Origin of the sequence: Eubacterium sp. LMAG:50 (assembly GCF_008680265.1) — a bacterium.
Taxonomy (GTDB): Bacteria; Bacillota; Clostridia; order Lachnospirales; family Lachnospiraceae; genus Eubacterium_U; species Eubacterium_U album.
Genome location: NZ_NALP01000007.1, coordinates 71,709 through 97,555, shown reverse-complemented (window position 1 = coordinate 97,555; position 25,847 = coordinate 71,709). Strand labels below are relative to the sequence as shown.

General features: G+C 33.5%; 25 protein-coding genes and 3 tRNA genes. 24 read left to right on the top strand and 4 right to left on the bottom strand.

Annotated features, from left to right (window positions below; all coding sequences use genetic code 11):
• Nucleotides 1-60: 60 nt before the first annotated feature.
• The gene (locus CCC31_RS05855; protein ID WP_290850242.1) at nt 61-492 is read right to left on the bottom strand and encodes a thioesterase family protein; all 432 of its coding nucleotides are present in this window, start codon (nt 490-492) and stop codon (nt 61-63) included.
• A 187-nt stretch (nt 493-679) separates the two neighbouring features.
• Here CCC31_RS05855 and CCC31_RS05850 point away from each other — a divergent pair, with 187 nt between their 5' ends.
• The 7 genes from CCC31_RS05850 to CCC31_RS05820 all read left to right on the top strand — a co-directional run bounded on the left by CCC31_RS05850 (nt 680) and on the right by CCC31_RS05820 (nt 6,466).
• On the top strand, nt 680-1,213 hold the full coding sequence (locus CCC31_RS05850; RefSeq protein WP_118565000.1) for a helix-turn-helix domain-containing protein: 534 nt from the start codon (nt 680-682) through the stop codon (nt 1,211-1,213).
• 137 nt (nt 1,214-1,350) lie between these two features.
• Nucleotides 1,351-2,394 carry a spermidine/putrescine ABC transporter ATP-binding protein gene (potA, locus tag CCC31_RS05845; RefSeq protein WP_022089125.1) on the top strand — a complete coding sequence of 348 codons (1,044 nt, stop codon included), beginning with the start codon at nt 1,351-1,353 and terminating at the stop codon, nt 2,392-2,394.
• A gap of 102 nt (nt 2,395-2,496) precedes the next feature.
• On the top strand, nt 2,497-3,324 hold the full coding sequence (locus tag CCC31_RS05840; RefSeq protein ID WP_022089126.1) for an ABC transporter permease: 828 nt from the start codon (nt 2,497-2,499) through the stop codon (nt 3,322-3,324).
• Nucleotides 3,325-5,202 carry an extracellular solute-binding protein gene (locus tag CCC31_RS05835; RefSeq protein WP_117908472.1) on the top strand — a complete coding sequence of 626 codons (1,878 nt, stop codon included), beginning with the start codon at nt 3,325-3,327 and terminating at the stop codon, nt 5,200-5,202. It abuts the gene before it with no gap.
• Between the two features lie 106 nt (nt 5,203-5,308).
• Nucleotides 5,309-6,115: an RNA methyltransferase gene (locus CCC31_RS05830; protein WP_290850237.1), complete on the top strand. Its 807-nt coding sequence runs from the start codon at nt 5,309-5,311 to the stop codon at nt 6,113-6,115.
• A gap of 203 nt (nt 6,116-6,318) precedes the next feature.
• Nucleotides 6,319-6,391, top strand: a tRNA-Phe gene (locus CCC31_RS05825).
• Between the two features lie 4 nt (nt 6,392-6,395).
• Nucleotides 6,396-6,466, top strand: a tRNA-Gly gene (locus CCC31_RS05820).
• A 110-nt stretch (nt 6,467-6,576) separates the two neighbouring features.
• On the opposite strand, the gene CCC31_RS05815 is transcribed toward CCC31_RS05820, so the two are convergent.
• Nucleotides 6,577-7,419: a glycoside hydrolase family 16 protein gene (locus CCC31_RS05815; protein ID WP_022088692.1), complete on the bottom strand. Its 843-nt coding sequence runs from the start codon at nt 7,417-7,419 to the stop codon at nt 6,577-6,579.
• A 268-nt stretch (nt 7,420-7,687) separates the two neighbouring features.
• On the opposite strand from CCC31_RS05815, the gene CCC31_RS05810 reads away from it, so the two are divergent.
• The 17 genes from CCC31_RS05810 to CCC31_RS05730 all read left to right on the top strand — a co-directional run bounded on the left by CCC31_RS05810 (nt 7,688) and on the right by CCC31_RS05730 (nt 23,547).
• Complete coding sequence (locus tag CCC31_RS05810; protein ID WP_290850234.1) at nt 7,688-9,469, top strand: B12-binding domain-containing radical SAM protein; 1,782 nt, start codon at nt 7,688-7,690, stop codon at nt 9,467-9,469.
• A complete protein-coding gene (locus CCC31_RS05805) occupies nt 9,462-10,187 on the top strand; it encodes a 3'-5' exonuclease (protein ID WP_022088690.1) in 726 nt (241 codons plus the stop codon). Before CCC31_RS05810 ends, CCC31_RS05805 begins: the two co-directional genes overlap by 8 nt.
• 391 nt (nt 10,188-10,578) lie before the next feature.
• Complete coding sequence (locus CCC31_RS05800; RefSeq protein ID WP_290850231.1) at nt 10,579-12,099, top strand: VanW family protein; 1,521 nt, start codon at nt 10,579-10,581, stop codon at nt 12,097-12,099.
• 27 nt (nt 12,100-12,126) lie between these two features.
• A complete protein-coding gene (locus CCC31_RS05795; protein ID WP_022088687.1) occupies nt 12,127-13,104 on the top strand; it encodes an AIR synthase-related protein in 978 nt (325 codons plus the stop codon).
• 15 nt (nt 13,105-13,119) lie between these two features.
• On the top strand, nt 13,120-13,602 hold the full coding sequence (locus CCC31_RS05790) for an Lrp/AsnC ligand binding domain-containing protein (protein ID WP_022088686.1): 483 nt from the start codon (nt 13,120-13,122) through the stop codon (nt 13,600-13,602).
• A complete protein-coding gene (locus CCC31_RS05785) occupies nt 13,602-14,768 on the top strand; it encodes an aminotransferase class I/II-fold pyridoxal phosphate-dependent enzyme (protein ID WP_290850228.1) in 1,167 nt (388 codons plus the stop codon). Before CCC31_RS05790 ends, CCC31_RS05785 begins: the two co-directional genes overlap by 1 nt.
• Nucleotides 14,769-14,976: 208 nt before the next feature.
• Nucleotides 14,977-15,468 (top strand): tRNA (uridine(34)/cytosine(34)/5-carboxymethylaminomethyluridine(34)-2'-O)-methyltransferase TrmL, encoded by a 492-nt coding sequence (trmL, locus tag CCC31_RS05780; RefSeq protein ID WP_022088684.1) that lies wholly within the window; start codon nt 14,977-14,979, stop codon nt 15,466-15,468.
• A 324-nt stretch (nt 15,469-15,792) separates the two neighbouring features.
• Nucleotides 15,793-16,329, top strand: a complete 537-nt coding sequence (locus CCC31_RS05775; RefSeq protein WP_290850225.1) for a nitroreductase family protein — start codon at nt 15,793-15,795, stop codon at nt 16,327-16,329.
• Between the two features lie 66 nt (nt 16,330-16,395).
• On the top strand, nt 16,396-18,468 hold the full coding sequence (gene pflB / locus CCC31_RS05770) for a formate C-acetyltransferase (protein WP_022088682.1): 2,073 nt from the start codon (nt 16,396-16,398) through the stop codon (nt 18,466-18,468).
• Nucleotides 18,469-18,494: 26 nt separating this feature from the next.
• Entirely contained in the window at nt 18,495-19,265 is a 771-nt protein-coding gene (gene pflA, locus CCC31_RS05765; RefSeq protein ID WP_022088681.1) for a pyruvate formate-lyase-activating protein, read from the top strand.
• Between the two features lie 12 nt (nt 19,266-19,277).
• Nucleotides 19,278-19,520 (top strand): autonomous glycyl radical cofactor GrcA3, encoded by a 243-nt coding sequence (grcA3, locus tag CCC31_RS05760; RefSeq protein ID WP_022088680.1) that lies wholly within the window; start codon nt 19,278-19,280, stop codon nt 19,518-19,520.
• A gap of 212 nt (nt 19,521-19,732) precedes the next feature.
• Nucleotides 19,733-20,326 carry a xanthine phosphoribosyltransferase gene (locus tag CCC31_RS05755; protein WP_118565007.1) on the top strand — a complete coding sequence of 198 codons (594 nt, stop codon included), beginning with the start codon at nt 19,733-19,735 and terminating at the stop codon, nt 20,324-20,326.
• A gap of 94 nt (nt 20,327-20,420) precedes the next feature.
• A complete protein-coding gene (locus tag CCC31_RS05750) occupies nt 20,421-21,725 on the top strand; it encodes an ATP-binding protein (RefSeq protein ID WP_022088678.1) in 1,305 nt (434 codons plus the stop codon).
• Nucleotides 21,726-21,767: 42 nt separating this feature from the next.
• Nucleotides 21,768-22,484, top strand: coding sequence for a hypothetical protein (locus CCC31_RS05745; protein ID WP_260978363.1), 717 nt, complete (start codon nt 21,768-21,770; stop codon nt 22,482-22,484).
• Nucleotide 22,485: 1 nt separating this feature from the next.
• Complete coding sequence (locus tag CCC31_RS05740) at nt 22,486-22,914, top strand: S26 family signal peptidase (protein ID WP_147339781.1); 429 nt, start codon at nt 22,486-22,488, stop codon at nt 22,912-22,914.
• Entirely contained in the window at nt 22,911-23,408 is a 498-nt protein-coding gene (locus tag CCC31_RS05735) for a hypothetical protein (RefSeq protein WP_290850219.1), read from the top strand. The genes CCC31_RS05740 and CCC31_RS05735 overlap by 4 nt, the downstream gene beginning before the upstream one ends.
• Before the next feature lie 66 nt (nt 23,409-23,474).
• Nucleotides 23,475-23,547 (top strand) — tRNA-Gln (locus CCC31_RS05730).
• 59 nt (nt 23,548-23,606) lie between these two features.
• Here CCC31_RS05730 and CCC31_RS05725 read toward each other — a convergent pair.
• Nucleotides 23,607-24,179 carry a manganese catalase family protein gene (locus CCC31_RS05725; protein WP_290850216.1) on the bottom strand — a complete coding sequence of 191 codons (573 nt, stop codon included), beginning with the start codon at nt 24,177-24,179 and terminating at the stop codon, nt 23,607-23,609.
• A 7-nt stretch (nt 24,180-24,186) separates the two neighbouring features.
• The gene (locus CCC31_RS05720; RefSeq protein ID WP_290850214.1) at nt 24,187-25,641 is read right to left on the bottom strand and encodes a recombinase family protein; all 1,455 of its coding nucleotides are present in this window, start codon (nt 25,639-25,641) and stop codon (nt 24,187-24,189) included.
• Between the last annotated feature and the right edge of the window lie 206 nt (nt 25,642-25,847).

The following is a 25,847-nucleotide window of genomic DNA, read 5'->3' as shown; positions in this document are numbered from 1 at the left end:
ATGAACAGATTGTTCAGTTCTTAAAAATGTCTGATAGAATATTTTCATGATATTCTTTGTTTACTGATTATCAGATACTTTATCTAAACACTCTAAGAATTTCTCATGGTATTCAGTCATGTTGTTTTTTAATGAAACAGGTCTTCCGTTTTTACTTAAAAAGCAATGGCTTGTAATGCCTCGAGTTGTTACTTTGCCGGATTTTTTATCAACTATTTCATAATTTAATTTCATACGAATGCCATTGTATTCGATAAGGCTAACCTTAATAAGCATTGTTTCGCCAAACTGAACCATACGCTTGTATTCACATTGAACACTAAGAACAGGTGACATAATACCATTATCTTCTAATTCTTTATAAGGTATACCTAAGGAATCCATAAAAGCAATTCGGGCTTCTTCAAAATATCTTAAGTAATTTGAATGATGAACAACTCCCATCATATCAGTTTCATAATAATTTGCTTTTCGCTCATATGTAAATGTCATATTAAAAATCCCTTCTATCTTATTTAAATCATTGTATCTTTAATTTTTATTAACATTATTAGTATACATCATTTTACAAAAATGTGTTATCAAAAATATTGACAATAAAAATGCGATTTTGTATAGTGTATCTGGGTTTAGCTTTACTAAACTTTAAGGTTAGTATTTGAAAATAAAGGAAAAAATAATGGATATAGGATTTAAGATAAAAGAATTGAGAATGGAGAGGGGATTAACGCAGGAAGAACTGGCTGACAGGGCAGAACTTTCTAAGGGGTTTATTTCTCAGGTTGAAAACAATCTTACATCTCCATCAATTGCAACATTGACAGATATTTTGCAGTGCCTGGGAACGGATTTAAAAGATTTTTTTAATGATACGAAGGATGAGCAGATAGTTTTTTCAAAAGAGGATTATTTTGAAAAAAATGATAGTGAATTAAAGAATTCCATACAGTGGATAATCCCTAATGCCCAAAAGAATACGATGGAACCGATTCTTCTTACATTAGAACAGGGAGGTTCGACGTATCCGGACAATCCTCATGAGGGAGAAGAATTTGGATACGTATTAAAGGGAAGCGTGGAAATCCATATAGGTGGAAAGATTTATAAGGCAAAAAAAGGCGAGTCATTTTATTATGAAGCAAAATACAGCCATCATATAGAATCAAAAAAAGGTGCAACAATAATATGGGTAAGTTCACCACCAAGTTTCTAAAAATATCGAAACAATAATGGTAAGTTTATCACTTGATTTATAACGACGACTAAGAACTACCATAAATTTATAGGTGTGTTGATTAACGTATATAATTGTAAAAAATTGGAACTATTAAAAAGATTGGAGGATGTACAGTGAGTAATAAGATTATTGAATTAAAAGGAATAACAAAGACATTCGATGACCAGCAGGTTTTAAAAGGAATAGATTTAAATATATATGAAAATGAATTTTTGACATTGCTTGGACCTAGTGGATGCGGAAAGACAACACTTCTTAGAATTTTAGGCGGATTTGAATCGGCAGACAATGGAGAGGTTTTGTTTAATGGTAAAGATATTGCAAAGGTTCCGCCATATAAAAGAGAAATAAATACGGTATTTCAGAAATATGCTCTTTTTCCATTTTTAAATGTATATGATAATGTGGCTTTTGGTCTTAATTTGAAAAAAATGGATAAGGACGTAATAGATAAAAAAGTTAAAAATATTTTAGCTTTAGTTGGACTCGAAGGATTTGAAAAGAGAGATGTTACAAGACTTTCAGGTGGACAGCAGCAAAGAGTTGCCATAGCAAGAGCTCTTGTAAATGAACCTAAAGTTTTGCTTCTTGATGAACCACTTGGAGCACTTGATGCAAAATTAAGAAAGGACATGCAGATTGAACTAAAAAAGATTCAGAAAGAAGTAGGAATTACTTTCGTATTTGTAACTCATGACCAGGAAGAAGCGTTGTCAATGTCCGACACGATTGTTGTTTTAAATGATGGTGTTATCCAGCAGATTGGTACGCCTATGGACATTTACAACGAACCTGAAAACAGATTTGTTGCAAATTTTATTGGCGAGTCAAATATTATAGAAGGAAATATGCTTAAGGATTGTCTGGTAAAATTTGATGATATTGAATGGGAGTGCGTTGATAAAGGGTTTAAAGATAATGAAGAAATTGAAGTAGTTCTTCGTCCTGAAGATATGGATATTGTAAAACCCGAAGAGGCACAGCTTGTAGGCACAATTATTTCAAAGGTATTTATGGGAGTTCACTATGAGTATCTTGTTGAAACAAAATATAGAAATTATAAAGTTCATACAACAGATGATTATGAAGTGGGGCTTAAGGTTGGAATGACAATTGACCCATTTGACATTCAGGTTATGTATAAGATGGATTATTAATAGGAGGAAACAAAATGAACGAAGTTCATTTTCTATAAATGTTTCCGACGAATAGCCACCGACCGAAGGGCGGGGGCATTACATGTTTTACAGGAGGAAGAAATGGGACATTATAAAAATTTAATAAAACCGTATGTGTTCTGGTCATTTTTGCTTATTGTTGTGCCGCTGTTATTGATTGTGTTGTATTCAGTTACGGCAGGCGACAATTCCGTGTTGACCATACATTTTACATTAGACAATTTTAAGAAAATATCAGATCCTGTATATTTAAATGTATTTATAAAATCTCTTAAGATGGGATTGATTACTACAGGAATTTGTGTGGTGTTTGCATATCCGATGGCATATATTATTGCAAAATTTGACGAGAGTGTTCAGGATATTTTAATTTTGCTGGTTACAATTCCTATGTGGATTAATACTTTACTTAGAACTTATGCATGGATTAGTTTGCTATCAGACAATGGAATTGTAAATTCGTTATTAAAGGTTTTAGGAATAAATCCTGTAACAATGATGTATACAGATTTTTCAGTTGTAATGGGATTAGTATGTGACTTGCTTCCGTTTATGGTAATTCCAATCCATACATCTCTTGCCAAAATGGATTATTCCTTAGTAGAGGCAGCAAATGATTTAGGAGCAAATAGATTTCAAACTTTTACAAAAGTTATTTTTAAACTTTCGATTCCGGGTGTTATAAGTGGTGTAACGATGGTGTTTTTACTTTCAATATCAAGTTTCGTAATTCCATCTTTACTAGGTGGACGTCAGTATGTACTTATTGGAAATTTAATTGAAAATCAGTTTATATCAGTTGGAGACTGGAATTTCGGAAGTGCGATTTCTATTATCCTTGCAATTATTATATTAGGATTAATCAGATTAATGAAAAAGATTGACTCTGAGGAAGCAGGAGGTGAATAGATGAATAAGAAAGTTTCAATAGGACCAAAGTTATATATTGCGTTGTGTTTTATATTTTTCTATTTGCCAATTGCAATTACAATGTTATTTTCATTTAACTCATCGAAGTCACTTACTCATTTTACAGGATTTTCATTTAGATGGTATGAAAAATTAATTACGGACAGAGATATTATTTCGGCTGTTTATGTTTCAATCAGTATTGCCATAATTTCAACATTGGTATCAACTGTTCTTGGGACAATTACTTCAATCGGACTTTCAAGAAGTAGAAAGGTTCTTAAAGAATGGGTTCTTAGCGTAAATGACCTTCCTATTATGAATCCTGATATTGTTACGGCTATAGGTCTGATGATTTTATTTTCTTCTATTAAATTAGGTAGAGGATATTTGACAATGTTGCTTGCACATATCGCATTTTGTACGCCATATGTAATAACAAGTGTTTATCCTAAGGTAAGACGAATGGATCACAACCTTGCAAATGCTGCAATGGATTTAGGAGCAACACCTTTTCAAGCACTTACAAAGGTTATAATTCCAATGTTAAAGCCTGGAATTTATGCTGGAATGCTACTTGCATTTACAATGTCACTTGATGACTTTGTAGTTTCATATTTTGTAACGGGAAATGGTGTCCAAAACATTTCAATAGTAGTTTATAACATGACAAAAAGAACAAATCCGACAATTAATGCACTGTCAACTCTTCTTATTTTAGCAGTTGTAATTATTTTGATTGTTGTAAATGTAATTCCTGCCATTGCAAAAAGACAGCACAGAGAGGCAAATGAAATTGCATCAAAGGGACATGGAGTGTGGAAGAAATTTGCTCCGGTGCTTTCAGTTATATTGGCAATTGCAATTGCGGGCGGATGTGTTTATGGATTTGTTAAAGAACAAAACCGTCAGGTACTTAGAGTGTTTAATTCAGGAGAATATATGGATACAAATCTTCTGACTAAATTTGAAAAAGAATATGACTGTGAAGTTGTTTACGAAACATATGATTCAAATGAGTCAATGTATACAAAACTGTTAAGTGGAGCTGAGTATGACATTTTAGTACCGTCTGACTATATGGTTGAAAGACTTATAAAAGAAGAAAGAATTCAGCCGGTTAATTGGGATTTAATAACAAATAAGGATAATGTTATCAGTAATCTGTTTGAGAATGAATATGATCCTGAAAACAAATATACAGTGCCTTACTATTGGGGAACTGTAGGAATTTTATATAACAAAAATATTGTAGATAAGGCAGATTTGGCACAAGGTTGGGAAATCTTAAAAAATAAAAAATATGCAGGCAATATTTATATGTATGATTCAGAAAGAGATTCATTCATGGTTGCATTGAAAGTGTTAGGTTATTCAATGAATACTTCAAATCATGATGAACTAAAGAAGGCATATGACTGGCTTGTTGACCAGCGTGAAATTATGCATCCTGTTTATGCCGGAGATGATGTTATTGACAATATGATTTCAGGCAATAAAGCAATGGCAGTTGTATACTCAGGAGATGGAGCATATATTATGTCAGAAAATGAAGATATGGATTTCTTTGTCCCTGAGCAAGGCTCAAATGTGTGGTATGACAGCATGGTTATTACTAAGCAGTGTAAAGATACAAAACTTGCTAATGAATTCATTAATTTTATGCTAAGGGAGGACGTGGCAAAGCAGAATACGGAATATATAGGATATGATAGTGCAGTAAAATCGGTTTATGAATATTTTAGAGATGATGAATATGAAGGAATTTCAGCATGTGCGCCTGATATTTCAAATCCGTTAAATGAAACATTTAAATATCAGGATACTGAATTAAAAGAATTCTGTGCCGGTTTATGGACAAAGGTTAAGTCTTATTAGAATTGAGTATCGCTATTATGACTTATAAAAATAAGTATGAGTTGCAATCTATAGAATTGTAACCGATTACGAATAAAGAAAAAGTCTTATTAGAAAAAGGAGCATTATGGCAAATATTATAGAGATAACTGATTTTAATTCTCCGCAGTTAGATATTTATGCAAGAATGTCGGAAGGGCAGCTTCTTAACAGGCATGAACCTGAAAAAGGAATATTCATAGCAGAAAGTCCAAAGGTAGTTGAAAGAGCGTTAGATGCGGGATGTGAGCCGATATCAATGCTCGTTGAACATAAGCATATTGATGGAGAAGCAAAACCTATTATAGACAGATGTGGAGAAGTTCCTGTGTATACAGCACCATTTGAAGTGCTTACACGGTTGACGGGATTTAAATTGACAAGAGGAATGTTGTGTGCAATGCATCGCCCACAACTTCCTAATGTTTCAGAAGTTTGTAGCAAAGCAAGGCGTATAGCAGTTCTTGAAAATGTAATGAATCCTACAAATGTGGGAGCGATTTTCCGTTCGGCAGCAGCTTTAAACATGGATGCGGTTTTGCTCACTCATGGATGCAGTAATCCGTTGTATAGAAGAGCGATAAGAGTAAGTATGGGAACGGTATTTCAGATTCCTTGGACTTTTTTGGACAAAGAAAAAGGAGTAAGTGAACTTAAAGAATTAGGATTTAAGACAGCCGCGATGGCATTAACTGATGATTCGGTATCAATTGATAATGAGGAACTTTTGGCAGAAGAAAAACTTGCAATAGTTCTTGGAACAGAAGGAGACGGACTTGCAAAAGAAACAATTGCAGATTGTGATTATACTGTAAAAATTCCGATGTCTCATGGGGTAGATTCATTAAATGTAGCAGCAGCCAGTGCAGTTGCATTCTGGCAAATGGGAAAATAATGTGGGCTTAGACCTTTTACTTCAGGCATTTTAAAATTAAAAGTGTAAGACTAAAATCGACTTTGTCCACTTAAAAGTGGAAATAAACTTTTCGCTTCACGTTAAAATTAAATAAAAAAAATCGCTTGACAAAAGAGTGTGGTTATTGTACTATAAAACACGCGAGTGCGACTCAAAGCAAGCGCATCATGAATAAGTGATGTGCCCAGTTAGCTCAGTTGGTAGAGCAGAGGACTGAAAATCCTCGTGTCTCTGGTTCGATTCCGGAACTGGGCACTCCGCGGGTGTAGTTCAATGGTAGAACACTAGCCTTCCAAGCTAGATACGTGGGTTCGATTCCCATCACCCGCTTTTGTTATGCCTAAAAATGCTTGTAGAATTTCTTAAAAGAAATATATTAAATATACTTAATCAAAAGAACCCACATCATCGCTGATGTGGGCTCTTTTGATGTTACTATATTATTTTTTCTGATAAACTCTTACATAATCAATAATAAATTCAAAAGGAATATTAGAATCATCTACAGGTCCGCCAAGCCCACCGCCGACAGCAGTATTTAATATGAGATAAAAAGGCTTGTCAAACGGCCATGAATCATGGCTTTGGTCTGTGTCATCAGCTTTGTTGTAACGACAGTAGCTTTTGCCATCAACGAAATATTCGATATAATCTTTAGTCCATTCCATTGCATAGACATGAAAATCATCTGAAAAATCAACGTCAAAAGTTACATTTGTTGTGTACTGAATGCCATCCTTACGTGTATGATTGTGATTTTTAGAATGAAGGCTGAACAATAAATGCTTTTTTAACCTTCCAATATGTTCTAAAATATCAATTTCGCCACAGTTTGGCCAATGATCATTTTCAGGAATAGGAGGCAAAATAGCTCGTTGCTCCTTGCTCATGTTAAAGAAATCTGGGCGGCCATCAGGTCTTGTAGGAATTCCGTCAGGTAATTTATGAGGCTTAATATATGGCATCATCCATATTGCAGGCCATGAGCCGACACCTCTTGGCACTTTGGCACGAAATTCAAAATAACCATATGTCCACATTCCTTTATTTAAAGTGTTGACTTTTCCTGATGTGTATTCACGGTCGCCATCCTTTTGCTTTAAAGAACGTATTGTTAAATGACCATCTTTCACAAAAACATTATCAAGTCTGTCAGTATAGGCCTGAAGCTCGCGATTTGGCCACTGAAAGTTTCCGGTTTCATAATTCCATTTTTTAGAATCTAATTTTCCTTCGTAATCAAATTCATCATTCCAAACTAAATTGTATTCATTAATATTCATAACTATCTCCAATAAAATTTAAAATTCTTTTTGAATTTAACAATGAAAATATTTTTATGCAATACCTTTTTAAAATAATTTATACATAATAAATTGTTTTGGTGTACAATCACTATTGAGAATAAAATAAAAATATGTAAATATTGGGAGTGATTGTGAATACATAACGTATAATATTAAATTTTACACAGTCAGAATAATGAGATTAAAAATTCTACAGTATTATAATTTAAATTATAAAAACTAATAATCTAAAAGAGGAAATAAAATGAATATAGTTTTAGTAGCAATAAATGCAAAATATATACATTCAAATTTAGCAGTTTACAGCCTGAAAGCATATGCAGAAAAATATGCAAAAAATGAAAATATAGAAATAGAAATTGCAGAATATACAATAAATCAGACAGAGGATGAAGTACTTAGAAATTTATATGAAAGAAAGGCTGATATTTTAGCATTTTCATGTTATATATGGAATTTGCAAATGACAAAGCATGTAATTGAAAATATGAAAAAGGTTGCGCCTAATGTACCGATTTATATGGGAGGTCCTGAGGTCTCGTATAATGCTAAAGAATTTCTTTTACAAAATAATGAAGTAGAAGGAATTATGCGCGGAGAGGGAGAAAAAATATTTGCAAATTTTGTTACGGCTGTGTCAGAGGAGAATAGACCGATACCAAATCTTTCCAATATAAAGGGAATGGTTTATAGAAGTGCGAGCGGTGAAATTATTGAAAATGAATTGGAAAGCCCGCTCGATATGTCGGATATTCAATTTGTGTACAAAGATTTAAAACAGTTTGAAAATAAAATAATGTATTATGAGACGAGCCGTGGATGCCCATTTTCCTGTAGTTATTGCCTCTCATCGATAGATAAAAAATTAAGATTTAGAAATTTATCTTTAGTAAAAGAAGAATTGAAGTTCTTTATAGATAATAAAGTCGCACAGGTAAAATTCGTAGACAGAACATTTAACTGCAAGAAAGACCATGCAATAGAGATATGGAAGTTTATAAAAGAACATGACAATGGAATAACGAATTTTCATTTCGAAGTTGCAGCAGATTTGATGACAGATGAGGAAATAGAAATTATTAAAGATATGCGTCCAGGACTAATCCAGTTAGAAATTGGAGTGCAGTCTGTAAATGAGATGACTATTTCAGCAATAAACAGAAAGACAAATATAGACAAAATAAGAGAAAAAGTTGCTAAGATTAAATCATTTGGAAATGTACATCAACATCTTGATTTGATTGCGGGATTGCCTTATGAAGATTATGATTCATTTGCAAATTCCTTTAATCAGGTTTATGCGATGAAACCTGACCAGTTGCAGTTAGGATTTCTTAAAGTACTTTATGGTTCAAATATGAAACTTATGAGCGGGGAATATGGAATAAAGTACTTGTCATATCCACCGTATGAGGTTTTAGAGACAAAATGGATTTCATATGAGGATGTGCTTAAATTAAAGGAAGTGGAAGAAGTAGTTGAAATATACTATAATAGTTTTCAATTTTCTAATTCAGTTATGTATTTAGAAAAAATGTTTGAAACTCCATTTGAATTTTATGAAGAGCTAGGCACGTTTTATAAAGCAAACAGCATGAATGGTGAAAAACATTCGCGAATTGCAAGATATATATTGTTAAGAAAATTTGCAGAATTATTAATAAAAGAAGAAAATAGACCGATAGATATTAATAAGTTTGACGAATTATTAACATTAGATGTATATTTGCGTGAGAATATAAAAACAAGACCGTTATTTGCAAAAGATATTAATAACTTTAAGAAGGAAAAGCAAAGTATTTACAGAAATGAGAAAATATATGAAGTAATTCCTGCGTACAGGGATTATGATAGCAAGCAGATTGCAAAAATGACTCATATAGAAGTGTTTGAAAGAATTTATGAAGCACAGTCAAATCCGAAATATATTTTATTTGACTATAAAGACAGAAACGCGTTAAACAGCGAAGCAAACACAATTGATGTTACAAATTTAGTTGAAAGGTTTGGAGAGAATAATGACTAATGAATATGTCTGTGTGGATATTGAAACCACGGGATGTAAACCAATGGAAAATAAAATAATCGAAATAGGTGCTGTAAAGGTTAAAGATGGAAAGATAGTTGACACATTCTCACGTCTTATAGACCCTGAATGTAATATCCCTTATTACATAACTAATCTTACAGGAATAACAAATGATATGGTAAAGGGGCAGGATACGATAGCTATTGTGCTTAAGGACTTTATTGACTTTGCAGAGGGTGATGTGATAATGGGGCATAATATAATGTTTGATTATAGTTTCCTAAAATGCAATGCCATGGCGTACAATTATAAATTGGAAAAAAGGGGAATTGATACGTTAAAGATTGCAAGAAAAACTATGCCTGAATTAGAAAGTAAGGCGCTGGATTATTTGTGCAGATATTTTGGAATTCTTGACGAAAATCATCATCGTGCATTTAATGATGCTGCAGTTACGGTTGAATTATATAATATTTTGTGTGGCAAATTTGGTGCAGAGTACAAGGAAGTATTTGAACCACAGCCGCTTGTGTGTAAAATAAAAAAAATACAGCCTGCCACGGCAAAACAAATAAAATATTTAAAAGATTTAATGGCATATCATGGTATAGAAGAGCAAATTGAATACGACAAACTGAGCAAAAATGAAGCATCTAAAAAAATAGACAAAATTATAAGCAAAAAGGGAAGAATTTTTGGCTTTGAGAACAAATAGTGTTGTGTTATACTGTGATAATATAGGTTTATAAGCAAAACTATTATGGAATTTATAAGAATTTGCATTGCTAAAGTTAAGAAAATAGTGATAACATATGCAACCTGAGCAAATATGCAAATTAAAAATTTCTACAAATTATAAAAGTATATAAAGGAGAATTGACATGAATTTTTTTGATATGTTCAATAAGAAGAAAAACCAGAGAATCATTTCAGGTGTAATAATTGCAGTAGTTGTACTTGCAATGGTAGTGACAACAGTATTTTCTGTTATGCCGTAAATATAGAAGAGAAAACAAAATGAATGAATTTCATTTTTCTATAAATGTTTTCGACGAGTAGCCGCCGACCAAAGGGAGGGGCAATACAGATTAAGAGGAGGAAAACAAGTGAAAAGTATAAAGAAGAGCGTTGCTGTTATAACAGTAGTTGCAGCTGTACTTGGAATGTCAGTATTTGCATTTGGAGCTGCATCTTCTAAAAATTCAAAAGATAAAGATGTAATCAAAAGTGGAGTAAGAATTGAAAGTATAGACGTAAGCGATTTGACAGAAGAAGAAGCAAATACTAAGGTAAAAGCTTATGTAAAAGAAAAAACAAATGTGCCGGTTAAGATTGATGTAAATGGTACAGAGGTAAAAACTAATTTAAGTGACTTAGGATATAAATGGACAAACAAGTCAGTAATTGAAGAAGCAGTCGGAGTTGGAAAATCAGGAAATGTTATAAAGAGATATAAAGACGGACTTGATTTGAAAAATAAAGGAATTGAGCTCAAACTTGAATTTGGAATTGAAGAAAAAAATATGAAAGACAATTTAAAGAAAATTTGCGACAGCTATAATGTTGAAGCAAAGAATGCGTCTTTAAAACTTACTTCTTCAGGGTTTGAAGTTATACCTGAGCAGGATGGTGTCGTTATTGATTATGATGTAACAGTATCAGGTTTATATGATTACATAACAAAGGAATGGGATAACAAATCAGATATTTTATATACAGCAGAAACAAAGGTGTCTAAACCTAAATATACATCAGAAGATTTAAAGAAAGTTTCTTCTACACCTATGGGAAGTTACTATACTTCATTTTCTGTAGGAACTTCATATGATAATAGAAATAACAATATTAAACATGGAGCTGAAGTATTAGACGGAATTCTTTTATATCCGGGAGAGCAGTATTCATTAAATGAACATTTGGCACCATGGACAGCTGAAAATGGATGGTATCCTGCAGGAACATATGTTGATGGTGGTGTAGCAGACAGTTATGGCGGTGGTATTTGTCAGGTATCAAGTACACTATACAATGCATTGCTTGAAGCAGAAATTAAAGTTGTAGAAAGATATTCTCATTCAATGTCAGTAGCTTATGTGCCATTGGCAGCGGATGCAGCTTTAGCAGGAGATTATAAAGACTTAGTATTTGAAAATAATACGGATGCACCTATTTACATTCAGTCTGTATATAATGCAGGTGGAACATTGACTTTTAAAGTTTATGGCCATGATACAAGAGACAGTAGTCGCTCAGTAAAATATGTAAGTGAGACAGTTAAGGAAATACCAATCGGAACAAGGGTTACAAAGGATTCTTCAAAACCTACAAGTTATGAATCAGTAACTGAAAATGGTCATGTGGGATATGTTGCTAAGCTTTGGAAAGTTACATATGAGAATGGAGAAGAAGTTGATAAGGAATTGTTACACACAAGCACTTATGCAATGACTCCAAAGAAAGTTGTAAAAGGAACGAAGAAAGAAGACAAAAAGGGAGAAGAAACGACAGATAAAAAAGATGATTCTGACTCAGATTCAGATAACAAAGAAGAAACAACAAAGAAAAATGAAAAGGCTGAAAAGACAACGTCAGCTAAGGCTAAAGAAACAAAGAAGTCAGAAGAATAAAATAATATATATGATAGGCGGTGGCTTATGCGCAGAGGAAAGATTTCTGAAATCGCTTTAAAACGTTCTGTTTTAAAAAATATAAAAAACAGAAATGCTAAAGTGATTAGAGGAGCAGATTTAAGTAATGACGCCTGTGAAATACAATTAGAAGACGTTACGGTTGTAATGTCTTCTAATTGTATAGAAACATGGTTTGACGGATGCATAGAGTTTAATGTAGCAAAGGGAATGAATAATATATATGTGCAGGGTGGAATTCCACTTGCGGCAGAAGTTTCAATTGCATTACCATTAGAATATGAAGAAAAGCAGCTTGGCAAATTAATGAGAAAGCTTGATGAAGTATTTGGCAAATACAATGTGCAGATTTCAGGCGGTCATACTACTGTTTCTGCTAATGTAAATCAACCTATAATTATGTTTACTATAATGGGTAGTAAGTGCTACAATGTAAATTGTTTGAAGGATGTTAAGCCCGGACAACAGATTGTTATGACAAAATCCATAGCAGTTGGTGGAACGGGACTTATATCTAATGCTAAGACGGATATTTTAAAAGAAAAATTCATAAATACATATGTTGATAAATGTAAAGATATTATAAATTATATTTCAATTGAAGACGAATCACGTATAGCCTTGGAATGCGGAGAGGTTGCTTTACATGACATTTCTACAGGAGGAGTTTTTGCAGGAGTATGGGAACTTACATCTGCAAGTGGTCTTGGAGTGAAAATTGAATTACAAAAGATTCCGGTATGGCAGGAAACAATTGAAGTATCAGAAGTATTTGATATTAATCCTTATATGCTTGATGGTACAGGTTCTTTATTGATAGTAACAAATAATGGGGAAAGGCTTGTAGATGTTTTAGAAGAAAAAGGAATTAACGCAAGCGTTATAGGAATAATAACATCCGATAAAAACAGAGTATTGATAAATGGAGATGAAACAAGATTTCTGGAACCTCAAAGAGGCGATGAAATATATAAGTTATTCTAAAAGGAGAGGTAGAATATGAGAGAAGAAATTCTTCGGTTATTAGAAAAAAATAGCAGAATAGATATTAAAGAGATTGCTATTTTAGTTGGAAAGACAGAAACTGAAGTGGCAAATGAAATAGCACAGATGGAAAAAGAGGGGATTATAAGAGGTTACTATACTTTGATAAACTGGGATAATACAAATGATGAAAGAGTATCAGCGCTTATAGAAGTTAAGGTAACACCGCAAAGAGGAATTGGGTTTGATAAAATTGCTGAGAGAATCAGTAAATTTGATGAAGTAAAATCAGTATATCTTATGTCAGGTGGATTTGATTTTACAGTAATATTAGAAGAAAAGACAATGAAAGAAATTGCTCAGTTTGTTACAAGTAAATTATCTACTTTAGATGAAGTGTTAAATACAGCAACACATTTTGTATTGAAAAAATACAAAGATTACGGTGTGACAATGATGGAAGAACATAAAGATGAAAGGATGTTAGTGACGCCATAATGAAGAATCCAATATCAAATGTAGCAATGAATATGCAACCATCAGGAATAAGAAAGTTTTTTGATATCGTTAGTGAAATGAAGGATGCTATTTCACTTGGCGTTGGAGAACCGGATTTTGACACTCCATGGCATATTCGTGAAGAAGGAATTTATAGCTTAGAAAAAGGAAGAACATTTTACACATCTAATGCGGGACTCATGGATTTGAGGAATGAAATTTGCAATTATCTTGATAGAAAATTAGGATTACAATATGATCCTGCTAAAGAAGTGGTAGTTACAGTAGGTGGAAGTGAGGCTATAGACATAGCGATAAGAGCTATGATTAATCCGGGAGATGAGGTGTTAGTTCCACAACCGTGCTTTGTATCATATGTCCCTTGCGTTCAGTTAGCGTATGGCGTGCCTGTAACAATTGATTTAAAAGAAGAGGACGAATTTAAATTAACAAAAGAATTGTTGCTAGAACATATAACAGACAAAACAAAATTGCTTGTATTACCATTTCCAAATAATCCAACAGGAGCAACTCTTGATAAGCATGAATTAGAAGAGATTGCTCAGGTTTGCATTGAAAAAGATATATATGTATTATCAGATGAAATTTATTCAGAACTTTCATATAAAGAAAAGCATATTTCAATCGCATGTATACCGGGGATGAAAGAAAGAACAGTTCTCATAAACGGATTTTCAAAGGCTTATGCTATGACAGGATGGAGATTAGGCTATGCGTGTGCACCGCACGTTATTATGGAGCAGATGATTAAACTACATCAATTTGCAATTATGTGTGCACCGACAGTAAGTCAGTATGCAGCAGTTGAAGCTTTGAAAAATGGTGACAGAGATGTCGAAAGAATGTGTGAGTCATATAATGAAAGAAGAAGATTTGTTGTTTACAGACTTAGAGAAATGGGCCTTGAATGTTTTGAACCTTATGGAGCATTTTATGTATTCCCGAGCATTAAGAAATTTGGAATGACATCAGAAGAATTCGCAACCAGATTATTACAGGAAGAAAAGGTTGCTGTAGTTCCAGGCGATGCATTTGGAAAATGCGGGGAAGGATATTTAAGAATATCTTATGCATATTCTATTGATAGCCTAAAAACTGCATTAGACAGAGTTGAAAAATTTGTCAAAAAACTGGAACAAAAATAAATGATAATTATTTAGAAAAAGTTGTGATATAAGTAATTGTTGAAAAACTCCAATATAAAAAATTAAAATTATAATATGAGTAATTATAAAAATTATAATGTAAAAAAATTATTGGAAGTAACGATATAAGTAATTATCAAATTCATATTTTTATAAATAAAAAATAGCAAATCATAATTTGAAGAATTTGCATTGAAAGAGGGAAAAGATGAATATCGTTTTATTAGAACCTGAAATACCACAGAATACAGGAAACATAGGAAGAACATGTTGCGCCACAGGAACAAAACTACATTTAATAGAGCCTATGGGATTTAAAATCAATGAAAAATCAGTTAAAAGAGCCGGAATGGATTATTGGGAACATTTAGATGTTACAATCTATGAAAGCTATGAAGACTTTTTGGAAAAAAATCCAAATGCGAAAATATGGATGGCAACAACTAAGGGACCAAACAGATATAGTGATGTTAAATTTGAAGAAAATGATTACATCATGTTTGGAAAAGAAAGTGCAGGGATACCTGAGGAAATATTAGTTGAAAATCAGGAACATGCAATACGAATCCCAATGAATCCACAGATTCGTTCATTGAATCTTGCAAATTCAGTAGCAATCGTATTATATGAAGCTTTACGTCAGAATGATTTTGCAGGAATGCAAATGGAAGGACATTTGAGAAAATACGATTGGAAATAATAAAAATTGACATATTTTAATGCCGAAAGTTAAAAAAATCTACAATAATAGCAGGAAAACTGTTGTTTTGTAGGTTTTTTTTGGTTAAAAACGATTTTAATAAAGTTACCGTATTTTAGGACTAAAATTCGTATTAAAATATATCAAATTCCACATTAAAATTAGTCGAATATTTTTGAATCAAACCATTGCAAAACAAATAATTAAGTGATATATTAGTCTCGATTAGTGGAGACATTATGTGTTTTTGTTGTACTTTTTATAGAAGAAACAAGTAAAAAAAACGCATTTTGCCATAAAAATAACATACATGGAGGTTTATAGATGGAAACTTTAGAATGTATTAAAACAAGAAGAAGTGTCAGAAAGTTTAAGACAGATTCAGTAAGTAAAGAAACAATTGAGAAACTTGTATTGGCAGCATCATATGCACCTTCATGGAAAAATACTCAGACAACAAGGTACATTGCTATAACTAATGAAGAAGTTAAGGCAAGATTAACAACAGAATGTTGTGCAGAACACAACGCTCAGATAATCAATGGAGCCCCTTTACTTATAGCAACTTTAATTGTGGACAAGCGTTCAGGATTTGAAAGAGATGGAAGCTTTTCTACATCTAGAAAGGATGCATGGCAGGCATTTGACAATGGTATTGCAACACAGACTCTTTGCCTTGCGGCAAATGACCTTGGATTAGGAACGGTTGTTATGGGACTTTATGATATAGATAAGGCCAGTGATATAATTGGAGTTCCTGAAGGTCAGCTTTTAATGGCTTTAGTTGCTGTAGGATATCCGGATGAGAAACCGTCTGTACCGAAGAAGAAGACAGTAGAAGATTTATTGAGTTACTGTTAATAAAAGCACTAATATGTTAGAAAAGCGCAAGCTTTTATATATTTATTTTTAGGAGGAAGAACAAAAATGAGAGAAGAATGGACAGGATTTAGCAATGGCGCATGGACATCAGAAGTCAACGTTAGAGATTTTATCCAGAAAAACTACACACCATATGATGGTGATGCTAGTTTCTTAGCAGGACCAACACAGAACACAACAGATTTATGGAATCAGGTACTTGATCTTCAGAAGAAGGAAAGAGAAGCTGGTGGTGTTCTTGATATGGATACAAAAGTTGTACAGACAATCACATCACACGGTGCAGGTTACTTAGACAAAGATAAAGAAACAATCGTAGGTTTCCAGACAGATAAGCCTTTCAAGAGAGGTCTTCAGGTTAACGGTGGTATCCGTATGGCTATGAAAGCTTGCTCAGATAACGGCTATGAAGTAGATCCGGAAGTTGTAGATTTCTACACAAACTATAGAAAGACACATAACGCAGGTGTATTTGATGCTTACACACCTGAAATCAGAACATGTAGAACAAACCACATCGTAACAGGTCTTCCTGATGCTTACGGACGTGGACGTATCATTGGTGACTACAGAAGAGTTGCATTATACGGTGTTGATACACTTATCGTAGATAAGGAAGCTCAGAAGGCTGCTACACCTACAGAAATGAGACCGGAAGTTATCCGTGATAGAGAAGAATATTCAGAACAGATCAGAGCTCTTAAGGAATTAAAAGAATTAGGTAAGATTTACGGATTCGATATTTCTAGACCAGCTCAGAATGTACAGGAAGCTATTCAGTGGATGTACTTAGCATACTTAGCAGCAGTTAAGGAACAGAATGGTGCAGCTATGTCACTTGGACGTACTTCAACATTCATCGATATCTATGCTCAGAGAGACTTAGAAAACGGTACATTTACAGAAGAACAGATTCAGGAATTCGTTGACCACTTCATCATGAAGTTAAGATGCGTTAAGTTCGCAAGAACACCTGAATACAACCAGATTTTCGCTGGTGATCCAGTTTGGGTTACAGAATCAATCGGTGGTGTAGGTATTGACGGACGTCATATGGTAACAAAGACATCATTCAGATACCTTCATACATTAGAAAACTTAGGTGCAGCTCCAGAACCAAACCTTACAGTACTTTGGTCAACAAGACTTCCACAGGAATTCAAGAAATACTGTGCTAAGCTTTCAATTGAATACTCATCAATGCAGTACGAAAACGATGACTTAATGAGAGTATACAATGGTGATGACTACGGAATCGCTTGTTGTGTATCTTCAATGAGAATTGGTAAAGAAATGCAGTTCTTCGGAGCTAGAGCAAATCTTGCTAAATGTCTTCTTTACGCTATCAACGGTGGTGTTGATGAAAAGACTAAGGTTCAGGTAGGACCTAAGTACAGACCAATTACATCAGAATACCTTGATTATGATGAAGTAATGGAAAGATACGAAGATATGATGAAATGGTTATCAGGAGTATATGTAAATGCTCTTAATATCATTCATTACATGCATGATAAATACTCATATGAAAGAATCCAGATGGCATTACATGATGCTCACGTTAAGAGATGGTTTGCAACAGGTGTTGCCGGACTTTCAGTAGTAGCAGATTCACTTTCAGCTATGAAATATGCTAAGGTTAAAGTAATCAGAGATGAAGACGGATTAGCAGTAGATTATGAAGTAGAAGGTGACTTCCCTAAATATGGTAACGATGATGACAGAGTAGATAGCCTTGCAGTTATGATTGTTGACAAATTCATGGGCTACTTAAGACAGCACTACACATATAGAGATAGTATCCCAACACAGTCAATTCTTACAATTACATCAAACGTAACATATGGTAAGAATACAGGTAACACACCTGACGGAAGAAAAGCTGGACAGCCATTCGCTCCAGGTGCTAACCCACTTCACGGAAGAGATACTCATGGTGCAGTTTCATCACTTGCATCTGTAGCTAAGATTCCATTTGAAAACGCTAGAGATGGTATCTCAGATACATTCACAATCATCCCAGATGCTCTTGGAAAAGATTGTGACGTATTCACAGGTGATCTTGACGCTGACGAACTTGGTCTTGATATCGACGATCTTATCAAGTTACAGCAGTAATAAAAAATAAAAGGAAATGATTCAGAATGACAACAGGAATAATTCATTCAACTGAAAGCTGTGGGACAGTAGATGGACCTGGCGTAAGATTTGTAGTGTTCTTCAAAGGGTGCCCAATGAGATGTGCATATTGCCATAATCCGGACACATGGACTATGGAGGGCGGTACAGAGATGACTGTTCAGGAGCTTCTTGACGAATACCAAAAGAAAGCACCATTTTATAAAACCGGAGGTATCACCGCTACAGGCGGTGAGCCAATGGTACAAATAGATTTTCTTACGGAACTGTTTGCCGCAGCGCATAAAAAAGGAATTCATACCTGTCTGGATACATCAGGTGTAACATTTAGACCTGATAATCCGGAAAATCTGAAAAAAGTAGATAAATTACTTGAAGTAACCGATTTGGTTATGCTGGATATAAAACACATTGATCCGGAAGAACACAAAAAGTTGTGCAAACAGCCAAATGATAATATTTTGGCATTTGCAAAATATCTTAATGATAAAAAGATTCCAATATGGATAAGACATGTTGTGGTTCCGCATATTACAATGAACAAAGAATATCTTTATAAGTTAGGTCTATTTATAGGAAAACTTGAGATGGTTAAGGCATTAGATATTTTACCATATCATGATATGGCTAAACCAAAGTATGCAGAGCTTGGGATTGATTATCCATTAAAGGATATAGAGCCAGCTACTAAAGAAATGGCTGTAGCGGCTAGAAAAATAGTGTTACAGGGATTTAGAGAATCCAGGATAAAATTATTAGAAGAGAAAAACAAATAGGAGGTAGAGAAAATGGCAGCAAGTGCAAAACAGATTGATAATTTAGTTTCATTAATAGATGGATATGCAGAGGAAGGCGGATATCATCTTAACGTTAACGTATTAGTTAGAGATACATTACTTGATGCTCAGCAGCATCCAGAAAAGTATCCACAGCTTACAATCCGTGTATCAGGATACGCTGTAAACTTCATCAAGTTAACAAAAGAACAGCAGGATGATGTTATTAGCAGAACATTCCACGGAAATCTCTAAGATTAAGTTGGATAGTTTACTAAATAACTATTAAATAAGAGACTGATTGTATTTAATGGTAATGAATTACCGTTATAAAACAATTGGTCTCTTTTAAATTATTAGATGCAGTGCATATAAAATTGTGCTATAGTGATATAAAGCGTCCAAAAGACGATAAAATTCGTGATATGATATCATGGAAATTTAATATAATCATAAGGATGAATGATATGAAGTTATTAGAGGAAAGAATCAGAAAAGATGGAATACTTAAAGAAGGCAATGTATTAAAAGTTGATAATTTTTTAAACCATCAGATGGACATTGAATTATTTAATGAAATGGGAAAAGAATGGAAGAAATTATTTGCAGACAAGAATATTAATAAGGTGTTAACAATTGAAGCTTCAGGAATAGGAATTGCTTGTATTGTAGCACAGTATTTTAATGTACCGGTCGTATTTGCTAAAAAAGCACAAAGTATTAATATTGATGGTGAAGTATATTCAACTAAAATAGAATCATTTACTCATAAGAAAGTTTACGATGTAATCGTTTCAAAGAAATATATAGGACCTGAAGATCATGTATTAATTATTGATGATTTCCTTGCTAATGGATGTGCACTTCAGGGATTAATTCAGCTTGTCGAAGACGCGGGTGCTACAGTTGAAGGAATTGGAATTGCTATTGAAAAAGGATTCCAGCAAGGTGGAGAAATAATAAGAAATAAAGGAATTAAATTAGAATCATTAGCTATTGTAGATGGAATGAATCCTGAAACTGGAGAAATAATATTCAGAAAACAGAAACAAAGTTATTAGCCGGAAGTAAATACATTCTGGAAAACCAAAATAAGTGTGTTTCAGACTTTTGGTTCCGACGTTACTAAAAATATAATAAAAAGAGGCGATAGATATGCACAACATAGTTTCAAAATTATTAATTTACGGAAATATGCCGGAAGATTCGATATTAATGGAATTGAGTAATATTATAAGAGAATATAAGGGTGAGAATTACAAGAAGGATGAGATTATTACGAGAATATATCATCAGATAAAGAGAATTCTTGAAATTTCAACAGATTATGCGTTTGATAAGAATTTATGGCATAATTATCTTACATATTTACTTATTACAAATGAAAATCCATTTAGTTTGACTTGTGAAAAGGTAGGAGCAAGTGATGGAAGTGTAAATTATTTCGCAAAAAATGATTTTAAGCAGTTCAAAAAATTGTTTGATTATGATTTTGGACCTATGGAAGAAGAACTTGGAATTGATTGTTTTTCAAGAATTGAAAATTATAAGGCTATAGGTAAACCTGAATTAATGTACAATAAAAATGTGAGCGAAAAGGTTAGAGCCTTAAGTGAAAAATTGGAAAATACAAAAAATGAAGATGAATTTTTTACATGTGTTACTGATTTCTACAAAGATTATGGTGTAGGAATGTTTGGACTTAATAAGGCATTTAGAATTAGTGACAATGACGGCAAATTACAATTTCATGCTATTAATAATATGGAACAGGTTGCATTGGATGACCTTGTAGGATATGAAATTCAGAAAAAGAAACTTGTGGATAATACAGAAGCATTTGTACAAGGAAGAAAGGCAAACAACTGTCTTTTATTTGGTGACAGTGGAACAGGAAAGTCAACAAGTATAAAGGCTATTGTTAATGAGTATTATGACAAGGGTCTTAGAATGATTGAAATTTATAAACATCAGTTTAAAGACCTTTCAAATGTAATAGCAAGTATTAAGAATAGAAATTATAAATTTATTATTTATATGGATGATTTGTCATTTGAAGAATTTGAAATTGAATATAAATTCCTTAAAGCTGTAATAGAAGGTGGCGTTGAAACAAAACCGGAAAATGTATTAATATATGCAACATCTAACAGACGTCATTTGATTAAGGAAACATGGAATGACAGAAGCGATGTCCAGGTGGATAACGGAATGCATAAATCAGATACAATGGAAGAAAAACTTTCTCTTGTAAACAGATTTGGTGTGACAATTAATTATTCTAAACCAAGTCAGAAGGAATTCTTTAACATTGCAGTAGAATTATGCAGAAGAGCTGGAGTTACAATGAGCGACGAAGAGATAAAGGCTGAAGCAAATAAGTGGGAATTAAGCCATGGTGGTATCTCAGGAAGAACAGCGCAACAGTTTGCAAACTATCTTGCAGGACAGCAGAAATAATAAGCAATAGTAGTAGGTAGTTTGGGAAAGTATGGTGATTTGATGAAAGTATATAAATTCGGAGATATTCCTGTCGGAGTAGAAACAAGAGGTATTTATTTTAATGATAATTGTATTAATTATTTAGCTGAAAAAGCAAAACCGGAATTTGTAATAAAGGCTACAGACAAGGATTTGGAATTCGAACAGATGCAGTCAGAAGATAATCAGACTTATCCTAAATCCTATTTGGAATTTATAGCTTTATATAGAAAGTTTTGCGAAAAAGCGATTGATTATGGGGTTATTCTAGTTCATGGAAGTGTGCTTGAAATTGATGGAAAGGCATATATGTTTTCAGCTCCAAGTGGAACAGGAAAATCAACTCATGCTAAATTATGGAGAGATTGCTTTGGAGACAGAGTGACTATGATAAATGATGACAAGCCGCTAATTAAATTTAGGGAAGATGGCATATATGCGTATGGTACGCCTTGGGATGGAAAGCATCATTTATCAACTAATATGAAAGCAAAACTTGCCGGGATTTGTTTCTTGCATCAGGCTAAGGAAAATCATATAGAAAAAGCAACAAAGGAGAATGCAGTTAAGCATCTTATGAACCAGGTGTATAGACCAAGAGATATTATGGCAATGAGTAATACATTAGAATATGTTGATAAAATTGTTAATGAGATTCCGATATACGAAATGGGATGTAATATTTCAAAGGAGGCAGCTATTGTTGCATATGATGCAATGAAGGATGGAACACTGTAGTATGGAAGATAAGAAAATAGAAGATATTATTAAAGAAAAAGGTTTCTATGTCGCGACAGTAGTTGGAGACAGTATGATGCCAATGTTACATAATAAAAAAGATTTGGTGAAAATTGTTCCGGCTGATTCTAATTTAAAAGAGAATGATATTCCGTTATATAAACGACCTACAGGAGAGTATGTTCTACATAGAATAATAGCTGTGAAAAGGAAATATTACATTATTTGTGGCGATAATAGAACTCATAAGGAAAAAGTTCCTTTTGATTGGATTGTGGGCGTTTTGGAAGAATTTGAAAGAAATGGCGCAACATACAAAACAGATAATGCAGAATATCTAAATTATGTGGATAAAATGCGGAAAACTTTTTGGAAGAGAAAGTTAAAAAACATAGTAATAAAAATTAAGAGAAAAATAAGAGGAAAATGATGAAAAAGAAAACTTTATTGATAACAATGGTTTTGACAATTGTAATGTCTACATCAGTATTTGCAGCAGGAGGAGACAATTATGGAGAAGATATTTTTGGAACAACATCTTCCCAAGTAACGACAACTAAAGCGAGTGCGACAGAAAAGACAACTTATAAAGAAAATATAAAAAATAATGTTGAAACATGTGCTGCACAAAATAGCACAGAAAATAAAAATATATTAAAAAAGGCTAAGATTGTAAGTATTAAGAGAGTTAATGGAAATAAAGCCAAAATAAAATTAAAGAAAATTGATAGTGCATCAGGTTACCAGCTATGTTATTCTACAAATAAAAAGTTTAAGAATAACAAAAAGGTGTCAGGCTCTAAATTGTCATACAAGTTAAAGTTAGTGAAAAAGGGAAAAAAATACTATGTAAAAGCAAGGGCATTTTCCTTAAGCAATAATAAAAAGGTGTATGGAAAATGGAGCAAAGTTAAAAAAATATAAAAAAAGTAAAAAAGTGCTTGCAAAGGTTACTGCTTTATGATAAAATTATTTCCGTTGCAAGAGCAATGGCCCATCGCCAAATGGTAAGGCACTGGACTCTGACTCCAGCATTTTCAAGGTTCGAATCCTTGTGGGCCAGTTAAAAACCACTTCATTATGAAGTGGTTTTTTTAGCTTTATGATTATGATACATGTTTATTATTTGCAACCAGCCGGATTGTATAAATAGAAGTTCTTTTTATTATTTAAATCATCTAAAACCATTCTGAGAGCTTCACCAAAACGTTGGAAATGAACAATTTCCCTAGCTCTTAAAAATCTTATTGGGTCAGCAACCTCATTATCCTTAACTAATGTCAAAATATTGTCATAAGTAGTTCTCGCTTTTTGTTCAGCAGCCATATCTTCAAATAAATCAGTAATTGGGTCGCCTTTTGATTGAAATTCACATGCATTAAATGGGATGTCTCCAGCAGCTTGTGGCCATACGCCTAAAGTGTGGTCAACGTAGTACTTTTCGAACCCTGCAGTGTCTACCTCGTTGCAAGGAAGATCCTTGGTAAGTTGATGAACAATGGTTCCAACTATTTCTAAATGTCCAAGTTCTTCAGTTGCGATATCGTTTAAAAGTCCTGCAACTTTAGGATTAGACATAGCATATTTTTGTGACATATAACGCATTGCAGCGCCTGCTTCGCCGTCAGGACCACCGTACTGCAATAACGTATAACGATGCCCTGAAACGCCGATAAATAAAGGGTTTGCGGGCAATTTGGCGTTAGCCGTTAATGTAAAAAAACATCAACAATGCCCCACCTTTTTTATCATATACAATTTTATCAACAACACTGGTCAAAGCGTCATGCTTTTGTCTGTCAGTTGAATTGTCTGATTTAATAATATCGTATGCGGAGCGTATTTTGTTCAAAAGAATGCTTTCATTTTCATCTTCAGGCTTCTTTGAGTACTGCTCCAGCATGGCGGTTAATTGTTCACGTTCCCTTTGTAATATTTCTTTGTTGGCCTTATATTCTTCAAGTGTATCAATTCCATCTCTATATGCTTCTTTAATACGTTCTTTCTTCATGCCTATTCTGTTTAATTTATTTTCAATTAATTCACTTTCTGATTTTTCTTCCTGATTTGTAGAATGTACAACATATTCTACAGTGCCACTATCAAGAACCTTCTGCAAGGCTTCCAAAATGGCAGGTTTAAGAGCATTTTCATTTGTAAGGTGCGATTCGTTGCAGGAAGCGTGATTGTATGCTGTACATTGAAAATATGTATTGCCTGATTTGCTTTTGCCAGCTCTTACAATTCGACCACCGCAAGCAGAACACACAAGAAGTCCTGATAACCAATGTTTGTATGTTGATGCCGGTCTTACTTTTTTACCAGGTCTTTTTGTTGCTTTATCTCTATCCTGTGCTGCAGTAAACAATTCATTAGATATAAATGTATCATGTCCACCATCAGTAACAATCCATTCAGATTTATCTTTGACGTTTCGTGTAGCGTGTTCTAATCTGTTCCATATTATTTTACCATTGTAAAATTCATTTCTAATAATGTAAGCTACTGTTCTGTTCTGGAACTTTCCGTTTCTTTTAGTTCTATATCCAAGAGTATTTAATTTGACGGCAATATCAAAAAATGACATCTTATCATCTACATACCATATAAATATCTTTTTTACTATCTCTGCCTGCTCAGGTACAATTACAGGTATTCCATCCTGCATTTTATATCCGAGTGGTGGAGCAGCGTTATAACCACCTCTGGATGCTCTTTCAGTCATTCCACGCATTACCTCACCTGAAAGGTTGATAGAATAGTATTCGTCCATCCATTCAAATATACGCTGTACTAATTCGCCGATAAATCCATCAGGGATAGGTTCTGATACCGAAACAACGTCAACGTCAGCTTTTTTGAGTAGATTCTTATAAACTATAGCTTCTTCCTGATTACGCGCAAAACGGCTGAATTTCCACACAAGAATTACATCTATTGGATGTTCATCGCTTTTTGCCATTGCTATGAGTTCCTGAAAAGCAGGTCTGTTAGTTGCTTTTCTGCCTGAAATGCCATCATCCTGAAAAATAAACTGTTTTGGAATTATTATGTTGTTTTTCTTTGCGTATTCAAGACCAAGACGTATCTGTGCATCAGGAGAATACTCTACCTGATCATCTGTTGATACTCTGACGTATAATGCACCTGTTTTCATTTCTATCACTCCTTTGTTTATTTTATGAAAAATGAGTATAAAAATAACACCCAACCGAAGAACAACAGTTCTGATTGACCAGGTGCTCCAAAGAATGATAAAATACAACTTGTCTAGGGATGATTTAATCATTCTGTGGAGCTGGTCCTTAGTGGCTGGCTCTTTTTTAGTATATTGACTTAAAAAAATGTATATATTATAATACA